26 protein-coding genes are annotated in these 26254 nt (G+C 65.9%); 17 read left to right on the top strand and 9 right to left on the bottom strand.

Annotated elements, in window-relative coordinates; translation table 11 throughout:
• The 12 genes from G6N57_RS15520 to G6N57_RS15575 all read left to right on the top strand — a co-directional run bounded on the left by G6N57_RS15520 (window position 1) and on the right by G6N57_RS15575 (window position 12247).
• Complete coding sequence (locus G6N57_RS15520; RefSeq protein WP_077741562.1) at window positions 1-582, top strand: NADPH-dependent FMN reductase; 582 nt, start codon at window positions 1-3, stop codon at window positions 580-582.
• The gene (locus G6N57_RS15525; protein WP_077741561.1) at window positions 579-1415 is read left to right on the top strand and encodes an alpha/beta fold hydrolase; all 837 of its coding nucleotides are present in this window, start codon (window positions 579-581) and stop codon (window positions 1413-1415) included. The genes G6N57_RS15520 and G6N57_RS15525 overlap by 4 nt, the downstream gene beginning before the upstream one ends.
• Window positions 1412-2215: an SDR family NAD(P)-dependent oxidoreductase gene (locus G6N57_RS15530; RefSeq protein ID WP_077741560.1), complete on the top strand. Its 804-nt coding sequence runs from the start codon at window positions 1412-1414 to the stop codon at window positions 2213-2215. Before G6N57_RS15525 ends, G6N57_RS15530 begins: the two co-directional genes overlap by 4 nt.
• Window positions 2216-2341: 126 nt before the next feature.
• A complete protein-coding gene (locus tag G6N57_RS15535) occupies window positions 2342-3007 on the top strand; it encodes a TetR/AcrR family transcriptional regulator (protein ID WP_174814487.1) in 666 nt (221 codons plus the stop codon).
• Complete coding sequence (locus tag G6N57_RS15540; protein ID WP_077741558.1) at window positions 3004-3198, top strand: ferredoxin; 195 nt, start codon at window positions 3004-3006, stop codon at window positions 3196-3198. Before G6N57_RS15535 ends, G6N57_RS15540 begins: the two co-directional genes overlap by 4 nt.
• A 56-nt stretch (window positions 3199-3254) precedes the next feature.
• Window positions 3255-4430, top strand: a complete 1176-nt coding sequence (locus G6N57_RS15545) for a cytochrome P450 (RefSeq protein WP_407665986.1) — start codon at window positions 3255-3257, stop codon at window positions 4428-4430.
• Between the two features lie 51 nt (window positions 4431-4481).
• Window positions 4482-5651: an amidohydrolase family protein gene (locus tag G6N57_RS15550; protein ID WP_077741556.1), complete on the top strand. Its 1170-nt coding sequence runs from the start codon at window positions 4482-4484 to the stop codon at window positions 5649-5651.
• Complete coding sequence (locus G6N57_RS15555; protein ID WP_077741555.1) at window positions 5648-6916, top strand: M24 family metallopeptidase; 1269 nt, start codon at window positions 5648-5650, stop codon at window positions 6914-6916. The genes G6N57_RS15550 and G6N57_RS15555 overlap by 4 nt, the downstream gene beginning before the upstream one ends.
• Complete coding sequence (locus tag G6N57_RS15560) at window positions 6906-8039, top strand: M24 family metallopeptidase (protein ID WP_077741554.1); 1134 nt, start codon at window positions 6906-6908, stop codon at window positions 8037-8039. The genes G6N57_RS15555 and G6N57_RS15560 overlap by 11 nt, the downstream gene beginning before the upstream one ends.
• Window positions 8032-8991 carry an enoyl-CoA hydratase/isomerase family protein gene (locus G6N57_RS15565; RefSeq protein WP_077741553.1) on the top strand — a complete coding sequence of 320 codons (960 nt, stop codon included), beginning with the start codon at window positions 8032-8034 and terminating at the stop codon, window positions 8989-8991. Before G6N57_RS15560 ends, G6N57_RS15565 begins: the two co-directional genes overlap by 8 nt.
• Before the next feature lie 2 nt (window positions 8992-8993).
• Complete coding sequence (locus tag G6N57_RS15570) at window positions 8994-11411, top strand: CaiB/BaiF CoA transferase family protein (RefSeq protein ID WP_077741552.1); 2418 nt, start codon at window positions 8994-8996, stop codon at window positions 11409-11411.
• A 29-nt stretch (window positions 11412-11440) separates the two neighbouring features.
• A complete protein-coding gene (locus G6N57_RS15575) occupies window positions 11441-12247 on the top strand; it encodes an SDR family NAD(P)-dependent oxidoreductase (protein WP_077741551.1) in 807 nt (268 codons plus the stop codon).
• Window positions 12248-12257: 10 nt separating this feature from the next.
• Here the strand turns inward: G6N57_RS15575 and G6N57_RS15580 are convergent, their stop codons facing one another.
• Both G6N57_RS15580 and G6N57_RS15585 read right to left on the bottom strand, forming a co-directional pair.
• Window positions 12258-13103, bottom strand: a complete 846-nt coding sequence (locus G6N57_RS15580) for a mycofactocin-coupled SDR family oxidoreductase (RefSeq protein WP_075921097.1) — start codon at window positions 13101-13103, stop codon at window positions 12258-12260.
• A gap of 402 nt (window positions 13104-13505) precedes the next feature.
• Entirely contained in the window at window positions 13506-14225 is a 720-nt protein-coding gene (locus tag G6N57_RS15585; protein ID WP_077741550.1) for a TetR/AcrR family transcriptional regulator, read from the bottom strand.
• A 205-nt stretch (window positions 14226-14430) separates the two neighbouring features.
• Between G6N57_RS15585 and G6N57_RS15590 the strand changes: the two genes are divergently transcribed.
• Together G6N57_RS15590 and G6N57_RS15595 are read left to right on the top strand one after the other, a co-directional pair.
• Complete coding sequence (locus tag G6N57_RS15590) at window positions 14431-15213, top strand: enoyl-CoA hydratase (protein WP_077741549.1); 783 nt, start codon at window positions 14431-14433, stop codon at window positions 15211-15213.
• 16 nt (window positions 15214-15229) lie between these two features.
• On the top strand, window positions 15230-16717 hold the full coding sequence (locus G6N57_RS15595) for an adenylate/guanylate cyclase domain-containing protein (protein WP_077741548.1): 1488 nt from the start codon (window positions 15230-15232) through the stop codon (window positions 16715-16717).
• 156 nt (window positions 16718-16873) lie between these two features.
• Here G6N57_RS15595 and G6N57_RS15600 read toward each other — a convergent pair whose 3' ends face one another.
• The 7 genes from G6N57_RS15600 to G6N57_RS15630 are packed head-to-tail and all read right to left on the bottom strand — an operon-like array spanning window position 16874 to window position 22715.
• Complete coding sequence (locus tag G6N57_RS15600) at window positions 16874-17623, bottom strand: acyl-CoA dehydrogenase family protein (RefSeq protein ID WP_234815750.1); 750 nt, start codon at window positions 17621-17623, stop codon at window positions 16874-16876.
• 60 nt (window positions 17624-17683) lie between these two features.
• Window positions 17684-18835, bottom strand: a complete 1152-nt coding sequence (locus tag G6N57_RS15605) for an acyl-CoA dehydrogenase family protein (RefSeq protein ID WP_077741547.1) — start codon at window positions 18833-18835, stop codon at window positions 17684-17686.
• Entirely contained in the window at window positions 18832-19278 is a 447-nt protein-coding gene (locus G6N57_RS15610) for a nuclear transport factor 2 family protein (protein WP_019344217.1), read from the bottom strand. Before G6N57_RS15610 ends, G6N57_RS15605 begins: the two co-directional genes overlap by 4 nt.
• Complete coding sequence (locus tag G6N57_RS15615) at window positions 19262-20488, bottom strand: metal-dependent hydrolase family protein (RefSeq protein ID WP_077741546.1); 1227 nt, start codon at window positions 20486-20488, stop codon at window positions 19262-19264. The genes G6N57_RS15610 and G6N57_RS15615 overlap by 17 nt, the downstream gene beginning before the upstream one ends.
• A gap of 2 nt (window positions 20489-20490) precedes the next feature.
• Window positions 20491-20820, bottom strand: a complete 330-nt coding sequence (locus G6N57_RS15620; protein WP_077741545.1) for a hypothetical protein — start codon at window positions 20818-20820, stop codon at window positions 20491-20493.
• The gene (locus G6N57_RS15625; protein WP_077742070.1) at window positions 20813-22159 is read right to left on the bottom strand and encodes an aromatic ring-hydroxylating oxygenase subunit alpha; all 1347 of its coding nucleotides are present in this window, start codon (window positions 22157-22159) and stop codon (window positions 20813-20815) included. The genes G6N57_RS15620 and G6N57_RS15625 overlap by 8 nt, the downstream gene beginning before the upstream one ends.
• Window positions 22160-22184: 25 nt before the next feature.
• Window positions 22185-22715: a carboxymuconolactone decarboxylase family protein gene (locus tag G6N57_RS15630; RefSeq protein ID WP_077741544.1), complete on the bottom strand. Its 531-nt coding sequence runs from the start codon at window positions 22713-22715 to the stop codon at window positions 22185-22187.
• 236 nt (window positions 22716-22951) lie between these two features.
• Between G6N57_RS15630 and G6N57_RS15635 the strand changes: the two genes are divergently transcribed.
• From G6N57_RS15635 to G6N57_RS15645, 3 genes are read left to right on the top strand one after another with little or no spacing between them, the layout of a single operon-like run.
• Window positions 22952-24247 (top strand): amidohydrolase family protein, encoded by a 1296-nt coding sequence (locus G6N57_RS15635; RefSeq protein ID WP_077742069.1) that lies wholly within the window; start codon window positions 22952-22954, stop codon window positions 24245-24247.
• Between the two features lie 54 nt (window positions 24248-24301).
• Complete coding sequence (locus tag G6N57_RS15640; protein ID WP_077741543.1) at window positions 24302-25480, top strand: acyl-CoA dehydrogenase family protein; 1179 nt, start codon at window positions 24302-24304, stop codon at window positions 25478-25480.
• A gap of 15 nt (window positions 25481-25495) precedes the next feature.
• Window positions 25496-26254, top strand: a complete 759-nt coding sequence (locus tag G6N57_RS15645; RefSeq protein WP_077741542.1) for an SDR family NAD(P)-dependent oxidoreductase — start codon at window positions 25496-25498, stop codon at window positions 26252-26254.

The following is a 26254-nucleotide window of genomic DNA, read 5'->3' on the forward strand; positions in this document are numbered from 1 at the left end:
ATGACGTCAACTGAGAAAGCGCTGTTCGTGGTCGGGATGGGCGGCACCCTGCGCGCCGACTCCTCGACCGAGCGGGCTGTGCGCTACTGCCTGGAGGCCGTAGAGCGCCAAGGCGGCCGCACCCGGATGTTCGCCGGGCCGGACCTGGAGTTGCCGATGTATGCGCCGCACTCCTTGGAGCGCACGCCGGCCGCTCTGGAATTCGTATCCGCCCTCCGGGACGCCGACGCCGTGGTGGTGGGCTCGCCCGGTTATCACGGTGCGATCTCGGGTCTGGTCAAGAACGCGTTGGACTACATCGAGGATCTGCGGGAGGACCCGCGCGTCTACTTGGACAACACCCCGTGGGGTTGCATCAGCTGCGCTTACGGTTGGCAGGCCGCCGTGGGCACCCTGGGGCAGCTGCGGTCTATCGGCCACGCGTTGCGGGCCTGGCCCACCCCGCTGGGGGTGGCGATCAACACCGCGGACAAGATCTGGGCCGAGACAGGTGAATTGGCGGACGGGACGGTGCGCGGCCAGCTCGAGATGCTGGCCACCCAGTTGCTCAACTTCGGCCGGGCAGGCGGAGCCCCGCAGTGACGGCGCAGCACACGTTCGCGCGCAAGACCATCGACGTCGACGGCTTGACCACCGGCTATCTCGAGGCGGGACAGGGTGACCCCGTCGTCCTGCTGCATGGCGGCGAGTTCGGCGCCGGGGCCGAATTGGGTTGGGAGCGTGCCATCGGCGTGCTCGCCGAGCACTACCGGGTGCTCGCCCCCGACATGCTGGGTTTCGGTGAGAGCGCCAAGGTCATCGATTTCAACGACGGCCGGGGAATGCGGATCCGTCACATCGCGCGGTTCTGCGCCCAATTGGGCGTTGCCGACGCGCATTTCGTCGGCAACTCGATGGGCGCGGTCAACCTCCTGGTCGATGCCACCTCGGATGCCCCGCGGCTCCCGGCGCGATCGCTCACCGCGATCTGCGGGGGAGGAGAGATCCAACGCAACGACCATTCGGCGGCGTTGTACGACTACGACGCCACGTTGGACGGGATGCGCCGCATCGTCACCGCACTGTTCGCCGATCCGGCCTATCCGGCCGACGAGGCGTATGTGCAACGGCGATACGAGGCGAGCATCGCGCCGGGGGCCTGGGAAACCTTGGCCGCGGCCCGGTTTCGGCGGCCCGGCCTCCAACCGCCGGCGATGCCGTCGGCGCAGCGGGCATATGACCGCATCGGTGTGCCGACCATGATCATCGAGGGGGATCATGACAAGCTGCTGCCGCCTGGCTGGGCCGCCGAGATCGCCGGCCAGATCGCCGGCGCCCGCAGTGCGGTGATCCCCGGTGCCGGGCACTGCCCACAGATCGAACAGCCCGCCGCGCTGACGGCGGTATTGCTGGAATTCCTGAAAGAGGTGCAATGAACGAGCTGGCCGGAAAAGTCACGGTCGTCACCGGCGGGGCATCGGGTCTCGGTGAGGGACTGGTACGCCGATTCGCCGCCGAGGGGGCGAAGGTGATGATCGGCGACGTCGACGAGGACCGCGGCAAGGCCCTGGCTGCCGAACTCGGCGAGAACACCCGGTTCCTGCTCACCGACGTCAGCGACGTCGAGCAGGTGGGGCGGCTGGTATCGGCCGCGGTCGACACCTTCGGCGGCCTGGACGTCATGGTCAACAACGCCGGGATCTCGGGCCGGATGCACCGGCGGTTCATGGACGACGATCTCGCCGACTTCGATTCCGTCATGCGGGTCAACGTCCGGGCGGTGATGGCCGGGACCCGTGACGCCGCCCGGTACATGTCCGAGCACGGCGGCGGTTCGATCCTCAACCTGACCTCGATCGGTGGGATCCAGGCCGGCGGCGGGGTGATGACGTACCGCGCATCCAAGGCCGCGGTCATCCAGTTCACCAAGTCGGCGGCGATCGAGTTGGCCCACTACGAGATCCGGGTCAACGCCATCGCCCCTGGCAATATCCGCACCGCGATCGTCGCCAAGTCGGCCTCGCCGGAGGAGCGCGAGCGCATCGAGGAGTTCGAGGCGGGGATCCGGGCCCAGATGCGCAACGACCGTCCGCTCAAGAGGGAGGGCACGGTCGAGGATGTCGCAGAGGCGGCGCTCTACTTCGCGACCGACCGCTCTCGCTATGTGACCGGAACCGTGCTGCCGATCGACGGCGGCACGGTCGCGGGCAAGGTCATCGCCCGGAAAGCCAAATAACCCCGCCGAGACTACGGTTCTTGGCTCGGTAACCAGGTTTTTCCGTCAAGAACCGCAGTCTGGGCGCGTTGAGGGAATTTAAATCAACTGCTTGACTTAATTACAGGAGGGGCGTTGACTGTAACGGTGACAGCAGCCAACCGGACCGCCCGTGCCGACCGGGCGAGCAGTACCCAGGAGGCGATCCTCAAGGCGGCCGAGCGGCTCTATGCCGAGCACGGCGTGTTCGCGGTGTCCAACCGTCAGGTCAGTGAGGCGGCCGGGCAGGGTAACAATGCCGCCGTCGGCTACCACTTCGGCACCAAGACCGACCTGGTGCGCGCGATCGAACACAAGCACCGCGGTCCGATCGAGTGTCTGCGCGAGCAGATGGTGGCCGACACCGGAGCCTCGGCCAACCTGCGGGACTGGGTGTCGTGCCTGGTGCAGCCGCTCACCGATCACCTTGCGGCGCTGGGTAACCCGACCTGGTACGCCAGGTTCGCCGCTCAGGTGATGACCGATCCGGCCTATCACAACATCGTGGTCCGCGACGCGTTGAGTTCGCCATCGCTGGTGCAGGTCATCGAGGGGATGAACAACTGCCTGCCCGAACTGCCCGCAGAGGTGCGCGCCGAACGCAACATCATGGCGCGCAACCTGCTGATGCACAGCTGCGCCGACCGGGAGCGCGCGATGGCCCAGGGCGGCAACGTGCCGCGGGCGTCCTGGCAGGGCGCGGCATCGGGATTGATCGACGCGATCGCGGGCCTGTGGATGGCGCCGGTTACTCAAGAAAGCGACGTCATATGAGAGTCACCGTCGACCAGGACAAGTGCGTCTCCTCGGGTCAGTGCGTGCTCAACGCCAGCGAGCTGTTCGACCAGCGTGACGAGGACGGGGTCGTCGTCCTGCTCGAACCCGAACCCGGTCCGGACCAGATCGACAACGCCCGCCGCGCTGCGGCGGCCTGCCCAGCCCTAGCCATCGAGATCCAAGACTGAACTTGAGGAATGACGTGTCTGAAACCGTTACCGAAGTAGACATCCCCGAATACCCGATGGAGCGCGCGGCGGCCTGCCCGTTCGCCCCGCCGCCGCCGATGCTGGGCAACCCCAAAGGCCTGTTCCGCGTGAAGATCTGGAACGGCAGCACCCCGTGGTTGATCACCGGCCACGAGGAGGCCCGAACTCTCTTCGCGGACTCGCGGATCAGTGTGGACGACCGGATCGAGGGTTTTCCGCACTGGAACGAGCACATGCTCTCCACCGTCGACAAGCGGCCGCGGTCGGTGTTCACCTCCGACGCCGAGGAGCACACCCGGTTCCGCCGGATGCTGTCCAAGCCGTTCACCTTCCGTCGCGTCGAGGGGTTACGCACGGCCATCCAGAAGATCACCGATGAGTGCATCGACGAGATCCTGGCCGGCCCACAGCCCGCCGACCTGGTCGCCAAGCTGGCTTTGCCGGTTCCCACCTTGGTTATCAGCGAGATGCTCGGAGTCCCTTACGAAGACCACGAGTTCTTCCAGGAGCACGCCAACGCCGGGCTGGCCCGCTACGCCGCGGCGGACGCCATGCAAAAGGGCGCGATGAGCCTGCATCAGTACCTGATCAACCTGGTCGAGGAGAAGCAGGCCAACCCGTCCGAGGACGCGGTGTCCGATCTGGCCGAGCGCGTGACCGCCGGCGAGATCAGCGTCAAGGAAGCCGCGCAGCTGGGCACCGGTCTGCTGATCGCCGGGCACGAGACCACCGCCAACATGATCGGCATCGGCATCCTGGCGCTCCTGGAGAACCCCGAGCAGGCCGACTTCCTGCGTGCCGCGGACGATCCGAAGGTGATCGCCAACGCGGTCGAGGAACTGATGCGCTATCTGTCCATCATCCAGACCGGCCAGCGCCGGGTGGCTTTGGAGGACATCGAGATCAGCGGCGAGACCATCCGCGCCGGTGACGGTGTCATCATCGATCTGTCTCCGGCCAACTGGGATGCGAAGGCCTACCCGGAGCCCGACAAGCTCGACCTCAGCCGCGATGCCAGCCAGCAGCTCGGTTTCGGCTACGGCCGCCACCAGTGCGTCGGTCAGCAGCTCGCACGCGCCGAACTGCAGATCGTCTTCCACACCCTGCTGCGCCGGATCCCGACTCTGCGCCTGGCCATTCCGCTCGACGAGGTGCCGTTCAAGCACGACCGGCTCGCCTACGGCGTCTACGAGCTTCCCGTCACCTGGTAGTCGCAGGTAAGCCGAACTCCCAGCCCTCACAGCCCGATTGGAGTACCACAGATGACTGCATCCACGACCCTCTATCCGCCTGAAGGCTTTGGTGCGCCGAAGAACCGCAAGGGGCACGCGTCAGCGGACGGCCCAACCGGACTGCCTCAGGGCACCGAGATCTTCTCGGCCGACAACCACATCTCGGTGGCCGACGACATCTTCTACGAGCGCTTCCCCGAGGAGCTCAAGGGCGCCGCGCCGCGCATCTGGTACGAGGACGGCGCCTACATGGTCGGCATGAAGGGCAAGGCCTGGACCGGAGGCGATTTCGGCCGCGTGCTGATGCAGTACGACGACCTGGCCGGTGCCGCGTCGAACAACATCGCGGCCCGCATCCGGGAGCTCAAAGAGGACGGCATCGACAAGGAGCTGGCGTTCCCGAACGCGGTGCTGGCCCTGTTCCACTACCCGGACAAGGCGCTGCGCGAGCGGGTGTTCCGGATCTACAACGAGCACATCGCCGCGCTGCAGGAGCAATCAGGCGGGCACTTCTACGGTGTCGGGCTGATCAACTGGTGGGACCCCAAGGGGGCGCGCAGCACCCTTGAGGAGCTGAAGGCGCTGGGCCTCAAGACATTCCTGCTCCCGTTGAACCCGGGTAAGGACGACGAGGGCAACATCTACGACTACGGAAGCACCGCGATGGACGCGGTCTGGGACGAGATCGAGGCATCCGGCATCCCGGTCAGTCACCACATCGGCGAGACACCGCCGAAGACGCCCTGCGAGAACAACAGTGTCGTGGTCGGCATGATGGTCAACGTCGACTCGTTCCGCGAGCAGTTCGCGAAGTATGTCTTCTCGGGAATCCTCGACCGGCACCCCAAGCTGAAGGTCGGTTGGTTCGAGGGCGGAATCGCCTGGGTGCCCACCGCGTTGCAGGACGCCGAGCACATGCTGGCCTCGTACCGGCACATGTTCAACCACGAGCTGCAACACGACGTTCGGTACTACTGGGACAAGCACATGGCCGCGTCGTTCATGGTGGACCCGCTGGGGTTGCGGCTGATCGACCAGATCGGTGTCGACAACGTGATGTGGTCCAGCGACTACCCGCACAACGAGAGCACGTTCGGGTACTCGGAGAAGTCACTGGCCACCGTGGTCGAGGCGGTCGGTCCGGAGAACGCGACCAAGATCGTGTCCACCAACATCCAGAAGTTCCTGGGGCTGCTATGAGTACGGCGACCCAAACGGGCGTCACCCAGATCGCCCGCACCGGCTTCACCCCGCTCGACATTCCCGCAGAGCCCGACCTCGCCAGGATGCGCCGAGAGGTCGGCGCCCGTCTGCACGCGGCGATGGCAGACCAGGGCGTGGACGCTCTCGTGCTGCTCGGCAACGGCAACGTCATGTACGCCACCGGCATCGCCTGGCCGCTGGCCGATGCGGGACTGTCACACGTCGAGCGACCGATCGCGGTAGTGCTGGCCGACGACGAACATCCGCACCTGTTCCTGCCGTTCCGTGAGGGCGCGGCCATGGAAACCGGGCTGCCCGACGACCACCTGCACGGGCCGGTCTATCTCGAATTCGACGAAGGCGTCGCGGAATTCGCGAGGATCCTGGCCGGCTTGGTCCCGGCGGGTGCGACGGTCGCGACCGACGAGTTGACCGGGGCGATGCGGCTGGCCGGTAGCGCGCTGTTCCCCAGTGCGCCGGTGGATGCCGCGCCGGTGATCGGCGCGGCGAAGATCGTCAAGACCATCGACCAGATCGCCTGTATCCGCCGGGCCTGTCAGATCACCGAAGAGGCGGTTGCCGAGATCCACAAGTCGCTGGCCCCCGGCGTGCGCCAGATCGACCTGTCCGCCGAATTCGTGCGCCGCACTTTCGAACTCGGCGCCACCACCAACATGTTCGATTCGATCTGGCAGGTCATGCCCGCGTCGAAGGCCGAGGGCACCTGGACCACCACCGGCGATCTCGCCCTGCCGCTGCTCACCACCGAGCGCGAGCTGCAGCAGGGTGATGTGCTGTGGACCGACGTGTCCATCGCCTACCACGGCTACTGCTCCGACCACGGACGCACCTGGATCGTCGGGCAGGACCCAACGGCGGCCCAGCAGGAGCAGTTCGACAAGTGGAGCCGCATCGTCGACGCGGTGCTCTCGGTGACCAAGGCCGGCGCCACCTGTGGTGATCTCGGCCGGGCGGCCACCGCAGCAGGCGGCGGGAAAAAGCCGTGGCTGCCGCATTTCTACCTGGGTCACGGCATCGGGACCAGCGCGGCGGAAATGCCGATGATCGGAACGGATCTCGGCCAGGAGTGGGACGACAACTTCGTCTTCCCGGACGGCATGTTGCTGGTGTTCGAGCCGGTGGTCTGGGAGGACGGCACCGGTGGCTATCGCGGCGAGGAGATCGTGGTGGTGACCGAGGGCGGCTGGATGCCGCTGACCGCATATCCGTACGACCCCTATGAGGTGTCCCGTGGGAACTGAAATCGAGGCCGACGGCCTGGCATTGCGTGTCAGCCGCCGGGAGCGCGCCATCGCCCAGATGGAGGCCCATGACCTCGACGCGCTGGTACTCGGCAGGCAGGCCAACGTCCGGTACATCTCCGGTGCCCCGCAGTTGTGGGTGGTGGGCACCCGGCCGTTCGGGCCGATCTGCACGTTCGTGCGTGCCACGGGTGAGATTCACCTGAACAGCACGTGGGACGAGGGCATCCCCGAGGAGATCCCGCACGAGAATTTGTACGGCTTCGCGTGGAACCCGATGACCCTGGTCGACGTGCTGCGCGGCATCAAGGGTTCCGATTCGGCGTGGCGGATCGGAACGGATGCCCTGACACCGACTTTCGCCAAGTTGCTGCCGATGGCCTTCCCGAACGCGGAGCTGGTCGACGGTGAGCAGGCGATGCGCGCTGCGCGCCGAGTGAAGACCCCCGAGGAGATCCGGGCGCTGCGGCGCGCCCTGATCGTCGCGGAGGAGGGGCTGGCACGAGGCGTCGCCGAGCTGGTTCCAGGAACCACCGAGAAGCGCCTCGCCGGTGCGATATTGGAGGCCGAGGCTGCCGGCGGGGTGAGCACCCCGGCCACGCAGGACGCCGCGTGGGTCACGTCGAAGGACCATCCGTGGCGCCGCGCCGAGGGAGACGGCCGCGTCAGCGAGGGCGACCTGGTCGCTCTGTCGGCGGGCGTGCTCGCCGACGGGTACGTCGCCGAGGTCGCGCGCACGGTGTCCGTGGGCGAACCGACGGATGCGGTCCGATCTCTGTACCGACGTCGGGATGACCTGTGGGACAGGATGATCGATGCCTGCCGTGCGGGCAACCCGACCAGTGCCTTGCTTGACGCCTATGATCAGGCCGGCGAACCGCTGCCGGCGATGCCGGTGGCGCACGGGCTCGGGTTGGGATTCGACCCGCCGGTGGTCTCCCCGAACCTGCGGGCGACCGCCGAGGCCGACATCCTCGAGGAGGGCATGGTCCTGGCCATCACGGGCTACGTCTGGGAGCCGGGCGTCGGTGCGGTGTTCACCCGCGACGCCGTCGTCGTGGGCGCGAACGGCCCCGAGGTGCTGACCCAGGCCCCGTCACACAGTGAGGCGGCACATGCCTGAGCGTCCCAGTCCGCAAGAGATCATCCTCTACGACAAGGATCCCAAGACCAAGATCGCCACCATCACGTTCAACCGGCCGGAGTTCCTCAACGCGCCGACCTCGATGGCACGGCTGCGCTATGCCGACGTGTTGCGCGCGGCCAACGCCGACAACGACGTCAAGGTGGTGATCATCCGCGGCGTCGGGGACAACCTGGGCAGCGGGGCGGATCTGCCGGAGTTCATGGAGGGCAACGACAATCCGGCGGCGCGCCTGGCCGAGCTGCGCCTGGAGGACGACGGGGTCGGAGAGGTGACGTACCCGCCCAAGGGCACCTTCCGCAACGGCGCCACGATCAGCTCGTGGTACGCCAACTCCCAGGCCGGTAACCGTGCGTTGCAGGACTTCAAGAAGATCAGCATCGTCGAGGCCAAGGGCTACTGCTACGGCTGGCACTTCTACCAGTGCGCGGACGCCGATCTGGTGATCTCGTCGGATGACGCGCTGTTCGGTCATCCGTCGTTCCGGTATCACGGCTGGGGGCCGCGGATGTGGACGTGGGTCCAGATGATGGGCCTGCGGAAGTTCCAGGAGATGGTCTTCACCGGACGGCCGTTCACCGCCGCGGAGATGTACGACTGCAACTTCCTGAACAAGGTGGTGCCTCGCGACCAGTTGGAAGCAGAGGTGCAGAAGTACGCGCTGGCCTGTACCCGGAACCGTCCGGTGGACACCGTCTTTCAGCAGAAGATGTTCTTCGAGATCTTCAAGCAGCAGCAGGGCGAGTACATGGGCAGCCTGCTGAGTGCGTTCTTCGAGTCGATGGGCAACGGCGTGGCCAACGACAGCGATGACGACCTGGACATGTTCGAGTCGATCGATTCGGGGCTGTCGGCCGCGGTCAACGACAACGACGGCAAGTTCCCACCCGATTTCCGGCTGTCGAAGAAGAACAGGGCGAAACGCGAATAGGCATGAGCGCACCTCTTGACGGCTACACCGTCGTCGACCTGTCCAGCGGGATCGCCGGGGCGTACGCCACGAAGATCCTCGCCGACGGCGGCGCCGACGTGATCAAAATCGAGGCCCCCGAAGGCGATCCGCTGCGCCGCTGGTCGGCGTCGGGGGCGCACATCGACCCGGATGAGGACGGTGCCCTGTTCACCTTCCTCGCGGGTGGTAAACGCAGTGTGGTCGTGCGGCCCGACGACCTTCGACTGCTGGACCGGCTGGTGGCGGCGGCCGACGCGGTGATCTGGTCACCGGAATCGCCGGTCGCTCAGTCGCTGGCACCGGAGGATCTCTTCCGCAGGCATCCGCATCTCATCGTCACCACGATCACCCCCTTCGGGTTGGACGGTCCGTGGAGCGGGCGGGCCGCCACCGAGTTCACCCTGCAGGCGTGGTCGGGTGGTGCCATCGGTATCGGTCGCGGTGTGCAGGACCGGGCGCCGGTGTCCATCGGCGGCCAGGTGGGTGAGTGGCTCGCCGGGGCGTATGCCGCGGCGATGACGCTGGCATTCCGAGCCCGGGCGATCCGGGACGGCCACGGGGAACTGGTGGACCTGTCGGCGCTGGAGGCTCAAGTTCTGGGCCTGACGTACTTCCCGGTCACCTACTTCGAGATGCTGGGCCGGCCTTGGCGCAACGAGCGCAGGCCCACGGTTCCCGGGGTCGCTGAAGCGGCTGACGGTCTGGTCGCGCTCGGCTGCGGTACCGCCCAGCAGTGGTGGGACCTGTGTGCGATGTCGGGGCACGACGAATGGATCGACGAGGCGTCCGAGCTCACGATCACCGAGCAGGCCAACCTGCACGCCGAGGACCTCTACGCGTGGGTGCGTGAGCAGAATGTGGACGACGTACGAGATTTGGCCTCAGCCTTCCGGATCCCCAACTCACCGGTCGGCAACGGTGAGAACGTCACCGCCATGGATCATTTCGTGCAGCGGCGGGCGTTCGTCCGCAATCCACAACGCGGGTTCACCCAGCCGGCTGCCCCGTACCGGCTGGCCGGCGTGACACTGAGGGAGCCGGCACCGGCTCCGCGGCTGGGGGAGCACACCGAAGTGGTTCGGGCGATGGAGCTGACCCCGCGTGCGGCGCCGGAGGGCGTAGCTGGCGGGGACCGGTTGCCGTTCAGTGGTTTACGGGTACTCGACATGACCACGTTCTGGGCGGGGCCGTCGTGCACCCATCCGTTGGGCATGCTCGGGGCCGAGGTGATCCATCTGGAGTCGACCCCGCGCCCGGACGGCACCCGGTTGATCGCCGGCATCCCGGCCTCCGTGGAGCAGTGGTGGGAGCGCTCGCCGATCTTCAGTGCGCTCAACACCAACAAGAAGAGCCTGACCCTGGACTTCCAGACCGAGCAGGGCCGGGATCTGTTACGCCGGCTGATCGCCACCTGCGATGTGGTGGTGGAGAACTTCACCCCCAGGGTGATCGAACAGATCGGGCTCGATTTCGAATCGCTCCGGGAGTTGCGCGAGGACATCATCATGGTGCGCATGCCCGGTTTCGGCCTCGACGGGCCGTGGCGAGACAACCCGGCATTCGCCTACATCATCGAGGACGCCTCGGGGTTGAGCTGGCTCACCGGCTACCCGGACCGCACTCCGTTCGAACCGTATTCGATCGGCGACCCCAATGCCGGGGTGCACGCGTTGTCGGGGTTGATGCTCGCGCTCGAGCATCGCCGCCGCACCGGGCAGGGGGTGCTGGTCGAGGCGGCCATGGTCGACGCCGCCCTCAACGTGGCTGCCGAGCAGGTCATCGAGTATTCGGCGTATGGCACACTGCTGCAGCGCGACGGCAACCGGGGGCCGGCCGCGGCGCCGCAGAACATCTACCAGAGCGCCGAGATCGACGAGTTCGGGCGCGCAGACAGCTGGGTGGCGATCGCGGTCACCACCGATGCCCAGTGGGTCGCCCTCCGTGCGGCGCTCGGGGAACCGGACTGGGCGGCGGACCCGAAATTGGACACCGCCGGCGGGCGCCGGGCGAACCACGACCTGATCGACGAGAAACTGGCTGCCTGGTGTCTGCCGCGCAGCGGCGACGAGATCGTCGAAACCCTTTGGCCGGTGGGCGTTCCGGTGGCCAAGGTGATGCAGCCGCACCGCCAGCTGGAGCTGTCGCAGCTGCGGTTCCGGCGGTTCTTCGAACACGTCGGGCATCCGGTGAACAACGCGGCACCGCACAGCACCCTGCCGGTCGCGCTCGCCAACGGGCCACGGGCGCTGCACCGGCAGGCGGCACCGCTGCTCGGCGAGCACAATCACGAACTGCTGGCCGAACTGGGGCTGTCCGACGACGAGATCACCACACTGGCCGAAGACGGCGTGATCGGCACCGAACCCGGTGTCGGCGGTCGCCGGAAGGCAGTCCGCTGAGTCAGGTTTACCTACTAGCCTGAATAACCATGGCTATCAATCCTTCTGACATTCTGCTCACCGGGCAGGTGGCGGTTGTCACCGGCGGTGGCACCGGTATCGGCCGGGGTATCGCCGCCGGGCTGGCCGCCTTCGGTGCCTCTGTGGCGATCTGGGAACGCAACGGGGACACCTGTGCGGATTCCGCCGAGTCGATCGGAGCCCTGGGCATCGTCACCGATGTGCGCGACGGCGAGCAGGTGGATGCAGCGTTGGAGCAGACCGCGTCCGAGCTCGGGCCGGTGCGCATCCTGGTCAACAACGCCGGCGGGGTGTTCTCCTCGCCGCTGCTGGAAACGAGCGAGAACGGTTGGGACGCGCTGTACAAGAGCAACCTGCGCCACGTGCTGCTGTGTACGCAGCGGGTGGCGCGACAGCTGGTCGCCGATGAATTGCCGGGCAGCATCATCAACCTCACGTCGATCGAGGGAGTGCGTGCGGCGCCCGGCTATGCCGCGTACGCCGCGGCGAAGGCCGGCGTCATCAACTACACCCAGACCGCGTCGTTCGAGCTTGCGCCGCACAACATCCGGGTCAATGCGATCGCTCCGGACGTCACCCTCACCGAGGGGCTCTTGGCGCTGTCGCCAGACGGTCCTCCGGCGGGCATCGCTGACGCCATCCCGCTGGGGAGGGCCGGGCACGTGGACGAAATCGCGGGCGCAGCAGTCTTTCTGGCTTCCGCCCTGTCGGGCTATATCACCGGGCAGACGATTCACGTCGACGGCGGCACACGGGCTGCGGGTGGCTGGTATCGCCACCCGCAGACCGGTGCCGCAACGCTCGGCCCGGGCTAGGATTCCGGACCTACTTGAGGCAGCTCCCGGCGTCGACCGGAAGCGTCACGCCGGTGACGTAGCGGGCCTCGTCGGAGGCCAGGAACAGCACGGCGTTGCTGATGTCAACGGCCTCGACCCACGGGATGGGCAGGGTGTGGAACAGCTGGCAGATCGGCGCCATGTCGTCGGGACCCGGGTTCTCCAGGTCGGGCCGGAACATCTTGAACGTGCCGTCGTTGTGCAGCATCGGGGTCGCCACATGGGTGGGATGCACGCTGTTACAACGGATGTTGTGCTGGCCCAGCTCGACGGCGAAGCCGCGCATGAGGCCGACCACACCGTGCTTGGCGGCCACGTAGTTGCCGCAGTGCGGGTAGGCCTTGAGCCCGCCGACCGAGCTGGTCAGGATGATAGAGCCGCCGCGGCCACCTTCGATCAGGTGCGGCACACCGGCTTTGACCGACTTCCAGACGCCCGACAGGTTGATGTCGATCATCTCGTCCCAGTCGAGCTGGCTGGTCTCGTGCAGCACGTCGCCGCCGTTACCGATGCCGGCGTTGGCCACGATGATGTCGAGGCGACCCAGCTGCTCGACACCGCTGTCCACGGCGGCCTTGATCGCTTCCGCGTCGCGCACGTCGACCTCGGCGGTCACGACGCGGCGGTTGAGGCCTTTGATGAGGTTTGCGGTTTCGGCCAGGTCATCGGAGGTGGAGGCCGGGATGGCGGTCTCCACGCCGGGCCGGATAGGCCCGCAGATGTCGATCGCGATGATGTCGGCGCCCTCTTGGGCGAGCCGTACCGCGTGGCTACGCCCCTGGCCGCGGGCCGCGCCGGTGACGAACGCGACCTTGCCTTCCACCCGTCCAGTCATTGATTACCCCAGTTCTGTTCGTGTCTGCCGCATGCTCGGTGAAATTCTGTGCACCTGCTCAGCAACTCTGTCACCGGCGCGGCCGTCGTGTCAACGGCAGATACGTTTTGGGCAATTTGTACTCTCTGCTTAGAAGAATCGAGTTCTCCAACGGCGACTGCGGTGCCAGTCCGCGGCAGGTCCGGTGTCGAGCGGAGTCCAGCCGCTTCGGGGCTGACCTTGTCGGCCCCGAAGACATGAACAGCGCTCAGTTCCGGGGATGGATTCGCGACGATCGTGCGCAGGGCGTGGGCTGCGGTGGTGCCGGTCGGCCATTGCGCGGCGCGAAGGCGACGAGTCCGGAGATCGGGTACCCGCGTGAGTGTGAGGAGAGTTCTTTCCCTAAGAGAACGAAATTCTCAACTAGCTGGCGGCGAATCCGTTGGCCACGAAGTCCCAGACCTCGTCGGCGGTGATCGGATGGACCGATGCCTCGTCGGTGCCGCCGCTGGACTGAGCGACGAACATCACGGTCTGCATGGTCATGGCGGCCATGCGTCGCGGGTTGATGCCGGGGCGTAGCTGGCCGGCTTCGGAGGCTTCCTCCATGAGCTCGGTGAGCAGGGCCAGCAGCGGTGCGTGGGCGACCTTCACCTCGGACGGGTGTGAAACCAGCAAACGGGGTGCGAAGTCGGTGAACAGCGGCCGCTTGGCGGCCGGATCGGGGCGCGACGATTCGAAGAGCAGCTGGATGGCGACCTTGAGGCGCTCGATCGGCTCGCCCTGTGTCGAGGTGGCGGCCCGGATCTGATCCGCCGAGCGGCTCAATGCGTCCTCGAACAACGCCAACAGCAGCTCGTGCTTACCGTCGAACTGCAGGTAGAAGCTGCGCAGCGACTGGCGGGAGCGGTCAACGACCTCTTGCACCGTGAAGTCGGTGCTGCCCTTTTCGATGATGATCGCCTGGGCCGCATCCAGGAACCGTTGCACCCGCTGGGCGGCGCGCAACTTGGCGGTTTTGATCGACCGCTCGACAGCTCGTTGCTTCCACGCGGGTTCTTCGCCAGCGGTGGTCACTGGCTGCTCCGACGCTTGTCGAGTGGGGAGAACATGAACTGACTGTACCGGAGAACGCCTTGCCATTGTGGTGCCAGACCCCCTCGCGGCCAACGTGTCGGAGATTGTAACTTTCGTACTGTGAGAATAGTATTCTCATGAGGGGAATTATAGAAGTCCTTTGAGAAGAAGGGTTTCACATCAAATTTGGCGCCGCCGGGGCGCTGTTCGCGGGTAGCTGCCGCATCGCGAAGGCGGCTGTCGCGTGGCAGCTGTGAACAGAAGGAAGCACGTGTACATCGACTACGACGTCGCCGATTCGATCGCCACGATCACGCTCAACCGGCCGGAAGCGGCCAACGCCCAGAATTCGGAACTCCTCGATGAGCTCGACGCCGCCTGGACCCGGGCTGCCGACGACCGCGAGGTGAAGGTGATCGTGCTGCGCGCCAACGGCAAGCACTTCTCCGCGGGCCATGACCTGCGCGGCGGTGGGCCGGTGCCGGACAAGATCACGCTGGAATTCCTCATCGAGCACGAGTCGCGGCGCTATCTGGAATACACGCTGAGGTGGCGCAACGTGCCGAAGCCGTCGATCGCGGCGGTCCAGGGGCGCTGCATCTCCGGCGGTCTGCTGCTCTGCTGGCCGTGCGATCTGATCCTGGCCGCCGACGACGCGCTGTTCTCCGATCCGGTGGCCCTGATGGGCATCGGCGGCGTCGAATATCACGGACACACCTGGGAGCTCGGCGCCCGCAAAGCCAAGGAGATTCTGTTCACCGGCCGGGCGCTCACCGCGGAGGAAGCCGAGCGCACCGGCATGGTCAACCGGGTGGTGCCGCGCGACGAACTCGACACCCAGACGGCAGAGCTGGCCGCGCAGATCGCGCAGATGCCGGCGTTCGCGCTCCGGCAGGCCAAGCGGGCCGTCAATCAGACCCTCGACGTACAGGGTTTCTACGCCGCGATCCAGTCGGTGTTCGATATTCACCAGACCGGACACGGCAATGCGCTTAGCGTCAGCGGATGGCCGGTGCTGATGGATATCGACGGAATGAAGCAGAACATCAAGTAGGCCCGGGCCTCTGAAGATGGGGGCGATCCGGCTCAGCGTCAGCTACGCGGCCAGGCAGATCTACGCGCAGACCACCGCCGCGGTCGCCGTGACGCTCGTCGTACTGGCGCTGAGCCGCAACACGGTCGGCGACGCGCGCCAGCTGATGACGCAGGCGAATCTGGTGGCGCTGATCGCGCTGATGGTCGCGGCGGCGATCGTCGACACGATCGTGGGCTGGGTGAACGTCCACCCGACGTTCAAATGGTTCGCCGCGGGGGAGAAGCCGACGCCGCAACAGCAGCGCGCCGCCATGCGTATCGCGCCTCGCCAGACCATCATCCAGTTCACCACCTGGGCGGTGAGCGCACTCGTGTACACACTGCTGAACCTCGATGTCGGGGGAGGCGTCGCGTACGTGATGGGCGGCGCGATCCTCTTCGGTGGAGTCGCGGCCGCCTGCATGGGATTCCTGGTGACGCAACGGATGTTGCGACCGATCGTGGCCGCGTCGCTGACCGCGTCCTCGTCCACGATCGTGCGGATGCCCGGCGTGCTGGCCCGGCTGATCACCATCTGGACGCTGTTCAGCGGGCTGCCCCTGGCCGGCATCGCGATGATCGTGCTGGCCCGCTCCAACGGCTGGTTCGTGCAGAAGACCGCGCCCGTCGAGGCACCGGTACTGGTGGTGGCCGTCATCTCGCTGGTCTTCGGACTGCGGTCGATGGTGTTGGTGGCGCGGTCGGTATCGGACCCGGTCGGCGAGGTCGTGCTGGCCATGAGAGCGGTCGAACGGGGCTGGTCCGGCGTGTCGGTCAAGGTATACGAGTCGTCCGAGATAGGCCGGCTCCAGTCCGGTTTCAACCGGATGCTCGCGGGCCTGGCCGAGCGGAACCGGTTGCGGGATCTGTTCGGTCGCTACGTCGGCGTCGACGTGGCCCGCCATGCATTGCAGCAGGGCGGAGCGGTCACCGGTGACGTTCGGGACGCCGCTGTGCTCTACGTCGACCTGGTCGGCTCGACGGCGTTGGGTGCCTCGCGCCCGCCCCAGGAAGTCGCGCAGTTGCTCAACGGGTTCTTCAAGATCGTGGTGGACACCGTCGAGCGGCATCACGGCCTGATCAACAAATTCGAGGGTGACGCCGTGCTCGCCGTTTTCGGTGCCCCGCTACGGCTGGACAACCCGGCCTCCTCGGCGCTGGCCACCGCCCGGGCTCTGGTGCCACGGCTGCATCAACTACCGGATGTGGAGTTCGGCGTGGGTATTTCGTGCGGCTCGGTGTTCGCAGGCAACATCGGTGCCGAGAACCGGTACGAGTACACCGTGATCGGCGACGCGGTCAACGAAGCGGCGCGGCTGGCCGACCACGCCAAGGACCGCGAGTCCACGGTGTTGTGTTCGGGAAGCGCGCTGGCCTGTGCCGATGCCGACGAAGGGCAGCACTGGGTGGTTCGCGGCTCGACGGTACTGCGCGGTCGCTCGACGGCCACGGTCTTCGCCGAACCTGTTGCGGACTCGTCGTAGCGGCGAGCGTCGTTCTCCGCGAGCGTGCGGGTCTGCTGGCCGACACGCCGACAAATGTCCGTACTTCGTGCACGCTCGATCGGTTCGAGCGTGCACTCACTGCCGCCCCACCGCGGCGTGTCGGGCAGCAGACCCGCACGCTCGCGGTGGGAAAACCTACAGCTGCGCGAGGCGGGGGACGGTCCCGCGGGCACGTAGTCCGGCACCGGCCTTGCGGGTGAGTTCCCGTGAACTGCCCAGTAATCCGTCGAGCACCAGGACCCGCTTCACGTGGTGATGCAGCTCGTGCTCGGCGGTGAAGCCGATGCCGCCGAGCACCTGCTGGCAATGCTTGGCCGCGGTCAGCGCAGCTTTGCCGGCGGCGGCCTTGGCCAGCAGCGAGTTCAAGTCGACGTTGTCCGCGTTTGGCAGGTTCAGCGTGGCCTCGGCACCTTCGATGGCCACCAGTGTCTCGGCCAGCCGATGCCGCACGGCCTGGAAGGTCGAGATCGGCTTGCCGAACTGGACGCGGTCCAGCGCGTGCTGCCGGGCCAGGGTCAGCATCGCGCGGGCGGACCCGACCAGCCACCAGCCCAGCGCGCGGCGGGCCTCCGATATCCGCAGCAGCTGGCCGTCGGGGACCTTCCGTAGCGGCAGGCCGCCCATGGTTTCGTCGGCGCTGGCGGGATTCTCGCCGCGTTCCCACACCACCCAGGTGCCGCCGGCATACGGCATCGGCGGGGTACCGCCGGGCAGCCCACCGATGGTCTCGAGCAGCACATCGTTGAGAATCGAGGCGTGCGAACCTGTTTCGCCCAGCAGCCGGAACACCAGGGGCAGGGCGACCTCAGACATGTCGGACAGCATCTCGTTCCAGCCGAGTTCGGCCAGTGCGGCGTCCAGCTTGGCGCCCGAGGTCGACAGCATGGTCTTGCGGAGCGTGTCTTCGAGCAGGCCCAGCGATTCGGTATCCAAATCGGTCACGCCTCACTCCTTCCCGAGGTCGAGTAGCCGACGCGCGATGATGTTGCGCTGCACTTCGGCCGTGCCGCCGTAAATGGTCGACGCCCGCGAATACAGGTACTCGGTGCGCCATTCGGAGTCTTCGAGTTCGATGACGCCGGGCATCAGATTGCGTGCGGTGTCGTAGAGCAGCTGTTCGGCGCTCGCCAGCAGTACCTTGTCGATCGAGGTGTCCGGCCCGAGCTTGTGGCCCTCGGCCAGCCGGTGCTGGGTTGCCGCCGAACGACAGCGCAGTGTGTGCAGAGCCAGGTAGACCTCGCCGAGATCCGGATCCACCACCTGCCCTTGCCGTTTCACCGCTTCGACGAGTGCGTCGAAGCGTGAGTACAGGTAGGCGATGCGCTGCCAGAAGCAGGTCGACCGCTCGTACGGCAGCAGGTCCATCGCCAGCTGCCAGCCGTCGCCTGGCTTACCTAGCATCCGGCTCGCGTCGACCTCGACGTCGTCGAAGTACACCTCGCAGAACTCGTCGACGCCGTGCATTGTGCGCAAGGGCCTGATGGTGATGCCGGGGGAGTCGGTGTCGACGAAGAATGCGGTGATGGCCTGGTGGTTGGGAGTGTCGGCGCCGCCGGTGCGGGTCAGCAGGATGCACCGGTGCGAGTACTGCGCGAAGCTGGTCCAGACCTTTTGGCCGTTGATGATGTACCGGTGACCCTCCGTCGGATGCTGGACCGCGCGGGTGGTCAGCGATGCCAGGTCGCTGCCGGAGCCGGGTTCGGAGAAGCCTTGGCACCACTGCTCTTCGCCGGACAGCAGTTTCGGCACCATCTCGGCGGCCAGTTCCTTGGGCGCGTAGTCGATCATCGTCGGCGCCAGCACTTCCAGCATCGAATAGGGGCCGGGTTCGGCCAGCCTGCGGCCCACGACCTCCTCGCCGACGATGGCGCGCAGCATCTCCGGGCCGCCCAGGCCGCCGGCATGCTCAGGCCAGCCGTAGCGGCTCCAGCCGCCGTCGTACAGCGCTTTCTGCACGCGGGCAAACTGGCGCATGTGACCTTCGAGTGAGTGGTCCTCGGGTGGGGTCAGGTCATTGTCGGCAAGCCAATCCTGCAGCGCGGCACGGAATGTCGCGGGTTCGAAGAGGTCGCTCAGATCTGCGCTACGCTCGCTCATCCCGCTTCCGGCCTGCCGATCGCGTGCGGCCGGCCGTGGTCGTGATCGCCACTGCGCCGGATGAAGGTCATCGCCCGGGTCTTCAACCGCCAGCCCTCGGCGGTCCGCTCGTAGGTGTCGCGGTAGTAGCCGATGCGCATGTCGTGCTTGGAGTGCTCGATGAAGCACAGCGGCTGGGTGCCTGACGCGGTATCGGCCCCTTCGACCAGGTCGATCAGGGCGGTGCCGGTCATGAACAGGCCCTTGGGGGCGGCGTCCACCAGTACCGGGAAGCGATTCAGCGTGTAGGTCTCGCCGAATGCGCTGTACGTGCCGTCGGGTGTGAAAACACTGATCAGACCGTCGATGTCGCCCTGGGTGATGGTCACCGCATACTTGGCGAGCACCTGCTGGATCTCGATCAGATCCTCGGTCCGCGTCGGGGAATCAGTTGATGTGCTCATTGCGGAAGACCTTACCGCCTTTCATTACAAAATCCACATGTTGTGTAACGCTGATGTCCTCGAGTGGGTTTCCCGGCACCGCGATGATGTCGGCGAGGAGGCCTTCGGCGAGCCGGCCCCGGTCGGTGACGTTGATCAGGTCTGCGGCGATGGTGGTGGCTGAGCGCAGCACGGCGGCCGGGGGCATGCCCCATTCCACCAGCGTGACGAGCTCGTCGGCGTTCTTGCCGTGCGGGATGGCGGGGGCGTCGGTGCCGACGGCGATCTTCACCCCGGCCTCGTAGGCCGCCTTGATCGATGTTTCGGCTTTGGGGAACATCTCGGCAGCCTTGTCCTGCAGCACCTTCGGTGCCTTCGAGACGTCCATGGCCTGGGCCAGGCGGCGGGTGGTGACCAGGAACCGGTCGTTGTCGACGAGCTTCTGGATCGCTTCGTCGTCCATCAGGAAGCCGTGTTCGATGCAGTCGATGCCGCAGTCCACGGCGTGTTTGACGGCTTCGGCGCCGTGGGTGTGGGCGGCGACGCGCAGTCCGCGGCGGTGTGCCTCGTCGACGATGACGCGCAGTTCCTCGTCGGAATAGTGTTGTGCCCCAGCTTCACCGGTCAGTGACATGACGCCGCCCGAGCAGCACACCTTGATCAGCTGGGCGCCGTGCTTGATCTGGTAGCGCACCGCCTTGCGGATCTCGTCGACTCCGTTGGCGATGCCTTCCTCGATGGTCAGCTCCAGCACGCCGGGCATGAATGCCGCGAACATCGTGGGGTCCAGGTGCCCACCGGTGGGGGTGATGGCGTGGCCGGCCGGGATGATGCGGGGGCCGTCGATCCAGCCGGCGTCGATGGCCTTACCGAGGGCGACGTCGAGCAGGTAGCCGCCGGTCTTGACGAACAGCCCGAGGTTGCGCACCGTGGTGAACCCGGCGCGCAGGGTGCGGCGGGCGTTGCCCACCGCGCGCAGCACGCGGGTCGGGGGATCGTCCTGCACCTGGGACAGGCCCGGGTTCTCACCCCGGCCACCCATCAGCAGGTTGACTTCCATGTCCATGAGTCCGGGTAGAAGGATGGAGTCACCGAGATCGATGACCTCGTCATCGTCCGGAATCGGGCCACCTACGCTCACAATTCGGTCACCGTCGACACGGACAATGCCGGGACGAATGATCGTCCCGGCATCGACGTCGACAAGACCCGCAGCCTTGAGGGTCAGCACGATCAGACCACCGGCTCCTTGATGAGGTTGATGTAGGCCGCACCGCTGTCGAGCACCCGCGGTTGCTTCCACACCTCGACGGGAAAGCTGACCTGGACGATCGACTGTCCGAGGTGGACCAGGGCCTTGGCGTCGTCCGGCATGCTCGCCAGCGGGAAGCGGGCATCGACGTAGACCATGATGTCCTCGAGGCGTTCCATGCCGGCGTCGTACAGTGCCTGCATCTCGTCCATCGAAGAGTTGAGGCGCTTCTGATAGCGCTCCTCTTCGGTGGGCAGGCACCAGTCGCTGAACCGCTCCAGGTCGGCGAATTCCTCTGGCAACTTAGACATTTGCGGCATCCTTTTCTGCGGCCTTCTCACTCGGGGCGTGCTTGCCGTTGGTCGAACCATTCCCGTTGGCCTTGGCTTCTTTGTACCGGTCGACATACTTGTGCGCGGTGTGGTGCAGGTGGCGCAGCAGAATTTCCTGGTCGCACAGCGGGAAGTCGAGTACGGCGCGGGTGCCGATCTGCGTCTGGGTCGCTTCCAGCGTGTTGGCGTCCTGGAAGGCGTACTCCTTGAACGTCACGGCGGCGAGTTCCTGGGACAGCCGCTCGCGCAGGTTCTTCGGCGGCACGAAGTACAGGTCGGCCTCGAAGATGTGGCTGTCGACACCGGTGGGCCAGTAGTTGTAGGTCAGATACCAGCCCGGCGCCCAGAAGAGCAGGGTGAAGTTCGGGAAGAACTCGAAAGAATCCTGGCCCCACGTCGAGTGCCGGCCGGGATTGATCGCCGGTGGCAGCTCGTCGGGCAGGATGCCCTTGATGTCAGGGCGATCCCACGGCCCGAACAGGCCACTGTGCAGGATGCGCTCGATGGGCTTGACCATCTTGAGGTCCTTCGGCGGGCTCATGCCGCCCCAGGACGAGATCATCGAGTGATCGCCCTTGATGTCGTAGTGCAGCGCTTCGAAGCCGAACTTGGCCAGCTTCTCGGCTTCCTCCTTTTCCGCCTGCTTCATGTGCAGGATCGGTGCGTGGTAGAACTCGACGAAGGCGTCGATGAACAGCTTCCAGTTGGCCTTGATCTCCGAGCGGTAGCTGTAGTGCTCGGTCATCTCGTGGAACGGATAACCCTTGAGGCCCTCGGCGAACTCGCCCAGGTACTCCTCGAGCGACACCGCGTCGTCGTCGAAGTTGACGAAGATGAAGCCCTCCCACACCTCGCAGCGCACCGGCTTGAGTGGGTAGTCGGCCTTGTCGACGTCGAAGAACTCCTGCTCCTGCTGGATGAACGTCAGGTCACCCTTGAGGCTGTAACGCCAGGCGTGGTACTTGCAGACGAACTGGCGGCAGCTGCCGGAGACTTCCTCCCCCGGATAGTCGTTCCACACCAACTTGTTTCCGCGGTGGCGGCACAGGTTGTAGAAGGCGCGGATCTGGTCTCCGTCGTTGACGATGATGATCGAGGTGCCTGGGCCGACCGACGGCAGCTCGCGGGTGATGTAGCTGCCCTTCTTGGGAATCAGCTCCACCCGGCCCATCTGCAGCCAGGTCTTGCGGAAGATGGCCTGCTGCTCCAGCTTCCAGTGCTCGGGATCGATCGAGTCCTCGTAGTTGACCGGGGCGGTGCCCAATTCGGGCCAGTTCTCGGTCCAGCTGCCAACGGCTGGCTTCGGGAAGAACGCCATCATCTACCTCTACTTTCCTCTTGAGTTAGTGGCCGGATTCCGGCGCGATTCCAAAGGTGTTGTAAGCCATGGCCATCAGGCCGTAGCCGCCGATTGTGAAGACCAGGTCCATGCGCTGGCGCTCGTCGAGGTGCTCGCTCAGGGCGGCCCAGGTGCCGTCCGAAATCTCCGATTCTCCGTCGAGTTCATCGACGGAGTCGAGCACCAATTGGTCGAGCGCAGTGGTGCCTTCGCCGCTCGTGCTGCTCGCGATCTGCTCATCGGTGAGACCCTCGGACTTGCCGATGAAAGCGTGGTGCGCCCACTCGTATTCGCAGTTCTTGCGATGGGCGATCCGCAGGATGGCAAGCTCACGCATCTGCGGGTCCAGCGTCGAGCGGAACAGCAGGTGATTGCTGAACCGCAAGAACGCCTTGGTCAGCGCGGGATGGCGGGCCAGCGTCGACAACGCGGTTCCCGCACCCTCGGGGTTGAGCCGCTCCTCCGGAAGCATGACCGACAGTGCTCGTCGCACGTCGTCGTCCCACTCCTCGGCGGGCAAGGGGGCCAAGCGCACGGGGCGGTTCTCCTCTCGATGACCCATCACCGACTCTCGGTTGCGAGAATCTGGTTCTCATTTCCGACTAAGAGGTTTCCATCTTTTGCCGCGATGGTCAACAAGAACGCACCAGGTTGTGGGGTGACCTGGCTAAATCTCCATGTCAGCAGGCTCAGACATTGATTCTCTCGAAAGGAGAAGCTAGTTTTCTCTCATAGAGAACCAATGTGACGGCCATGGAATGGAGCGAGGCAGTGCACAAAGACGACATGATCTTGATCAGCGTCGACGACCACATCATCGAGCCGCCGAACATGTTCAAGAACCATCTGCCGGCCAAATACCGTGACGAGGCACCGCGGCTCGTGCACAACCCGGATGGCAGCGACACCTGGCAGTTCCGGGACACCGTGATCCCCAACGTGGCACTCAACGCAGTGGCCGGCCGGCCCAAGGAGGAATACGGCCTGGAGCCTCAGGGGCTCGACGAGATCCGCAAGGGCTGCTACGACCCGAACGAGCGGGTCAAGGACATGAACGCCGGCGGTGTGCTGGCGACCATGAACTTCCCGTCGTTCCCAGGCTTCGCCGCCCGGCTGTTCGCCACCGACGACGACGAGTTCTCGTTGGCATTGGTACAGGCGTACAACGACTGGCACATCGACGAATGGTGCGGGTCGAATCCGGGGCGGTTCATCCCGATGGCCATCCCGGCGATCTGGGATCCGCAGTTGTGCGCCGACGAGGTGCGTCGCGTATCGAAGAAGGGCGTGCACTCGCTGACCTTCACCGAGAACCCGTCGACACTGGGATACCCGTCCTTCCATGACCTGGAGTACTGGAAGCCGTTGTGGGAGGCCCTGGTTGACACCGACACCGTGATGAACGTGCACATCGGGTCGTCGGGCAAGCTGGCGATCACCGCGCCGGACGCCCCGATGGACGTGATGATCACGCTGCAGCCGATGAACATCGTGCAGGCCGCGGCCGACCTGTTGTGGTCGGCACCGATCAAGGCGTACCCGGGCCTCAAGATCGCACTGTCCGAGGGTGGCACCGGGTGGATTCCGTACTTCCTGGACCGGGTGGACCGCACCTACGACATGCACTCGACCTGGACGCACCAGGACTTCGGCGGCAAGCTGCCCTCGGAGGTCTTCCGCGAGCACTTCATGACCTGCTTCATCTCCGACCCGGTCGGGGTGAAGAACCGCCATGAGATCGGCGTCGACAACATCTGCTGGGAGATGGACTACCCGCACTCGGACTCGATGTGGCCGGGCGCTCCCGAAGAACTGCACGCGGTGTTCGAGACGTACGACGTCCCGGACGACGAGATCAACAAGATCACCCACGAGAACGCCATGCGGCTCTACCACTTCGAGCCGTTCGCGCACGTGCCCAAGGACCAGGCCACCGTCGGCGCGTTGCGCAAGGCCGCCGAGGGGCACGACGTGTCGATCCGCGCGCTGAGCCACAAGGAGAAGACCGGCACCACGTTCGCCGACTTCCAGGCAAACGCCAAAGCCGTTGCCGGCGCGCGAGACTGAACGCCGAGACTTCTCGGCCGAGAACAATAGGAGACCACACAAGTGTCGGGCGGTATGAACTTCGAGCTGACCGAGGACCAGCAGCTGATCCGCAATTCGGTGGCGGAGCTGGCGGGCAAGTTCGACGATCACTATTGGATGACCAAGGACCAGGCCCACGAGTTCCCGCAGGAGTTCTACGACGCCATCGCAGGCGGGGGCTGGCTCGGGATGACCATTCCCGAGGAGTACGGGGGACACGGCCTCGGCATCACCGAGGCCACCATCCTGGCCGAGGAAGTGGCCCGCTCCGGCGGAGCCATGAATGCGGCCAGTGCGATCCACATGTCGATCTTCGGGATGCAGCCGGTGGTGGTGTTCGGCTCCGAGGAAATGAAGAAGGCGACGCTCCCGCGCATCGTCAACGGGGACCTGCATGTGTGCTTCGGCGTCACCGAACCCGGTGCCGGCCTGGACACGTCGCGCATCACCACGTTCGCCAAGAAGGACGGCGAAAATTACGTGGTCAACGGCCGCAAGGTGTGGATCTCCAAGGCTCTTGAGTCCGAGAAGATCCTGCTGCTCACTCGCACGGAGTCCCGCGAGGACGTGGAGAAACGCGGAGGCAAGCCGACCGAGGGACTGACGCTGTTCCTGACCGACCTCGACCGCGACCACGTCGAGATCCGTCCCATCAACAAGATGGGGCGGAATGCGGTGAGCTCCAACGAGTTGTTCATCGACGACCTGCGGGTTCCTGCCGAACACCGGATCGGCGAGGAGGGCAACGGATTCAAGTACATCCTGCACGGGCTCAACCCGGAACGGATGCTGATCGCGGCCGAGGCCCTTGGCATCGGGCGGGTGGCGCTGGACCGCGCGGTCAAGTACGCCAACGAACGTGTGGTGTTCGACCGGCCGATCGGAATGAACCAGGGCATCCAGTTCCCGCTCGCCGATTCACTGGCCCGCTTGGATGCCGCCGAACTGATCCTGCGCAAGGCCACCTGGCTCTACGACAACGGCAAGCCATGTGGCCGTGAGGCCAACATGGCCAAATACCTCTGCGCGGATGCGGGTTTCGGTGCGGCCGACCGCGCCCTGCAGACCCACGGCGGGATGGGCTACTCCGAGGAATACAACATCTCCCGGTTCTTCCGGGAGTCCCGGCTGATGAAGATCGCACCGGTGAGTCAGGAGATGATCCTGAACTTCCTGAGTGCGAACGTTCTCGGCCTGCCCAAGAGCTACTAGGAGATATCCAGATCGATGAGGACTTATTTCGACCTGACCGGACGTTCGGCACTCGTGACCGGCGCCGGTGCCGGGATCGGCGCGGCGGTTTCCGAGGCGCTGGCCGCCGCCGGTGCGTCGGTGCTCGTCACCGACATCAGCGGTGAGGCGGCTGCGAAGGTCGCCGACCGGATCAATACCGCCGGTGGCAAGGCGGACAGTGCGGCGCTGGACGTCAGCGACCGTGACGCGGCGGTGGCTGCGGCGGCGCAGGCCGCCGCACTCGGTGAGGGCAACCTGCACATCGTGGTCAACAACGCGGGCGTCACGTCGCCGGCGATGTTCCCCAAGCTGACCGACGAGACGTTCCGCGTCACCTTCGACATCCACGTCATGGGCACCTTCCACGTCACCCAGGCGGCGCTGCCGCACATGCCGACCGACGGGACCGGCCGCGTCATCAACGTCACCTCTTCGGCGGGCATCACCGGCACCCTGGGGCAGGTCAACTACTCAGCCGCCAAGGCCGGGCTGATCGGGTTCACCAAATCCCTGGCCCGTGAGCTCGCCACCAAGAACATCATGGTCAACGCCCTGGCGCCGCTGGCGGCGACGCCGATGACGGAAACCATCCGTACCAACGAGAAGTTCGCGGCCAACATGATGAACCGCATCCCGCTCAAGCGGTGGGCCGAGGCCGACGAGGTCGCGGGCGCCTTCGTCTTCCTGGCCTCCGATGCCGCGTCGTACATCACCGGGCAGGTGCTCCCGGTCGATGGCGGCATGGTTATGTGA

Source organism: Mycolicibacterium boenickei (assembly GCF_010731295.1).
Taxonomy (GTDB): domain Bacteria; phylum Actinomycetota; class Actinomycetes; order Mycobacteriales; family Mycobacteriaceae; genus Mycobacterium; species Mycobacterium boenickei.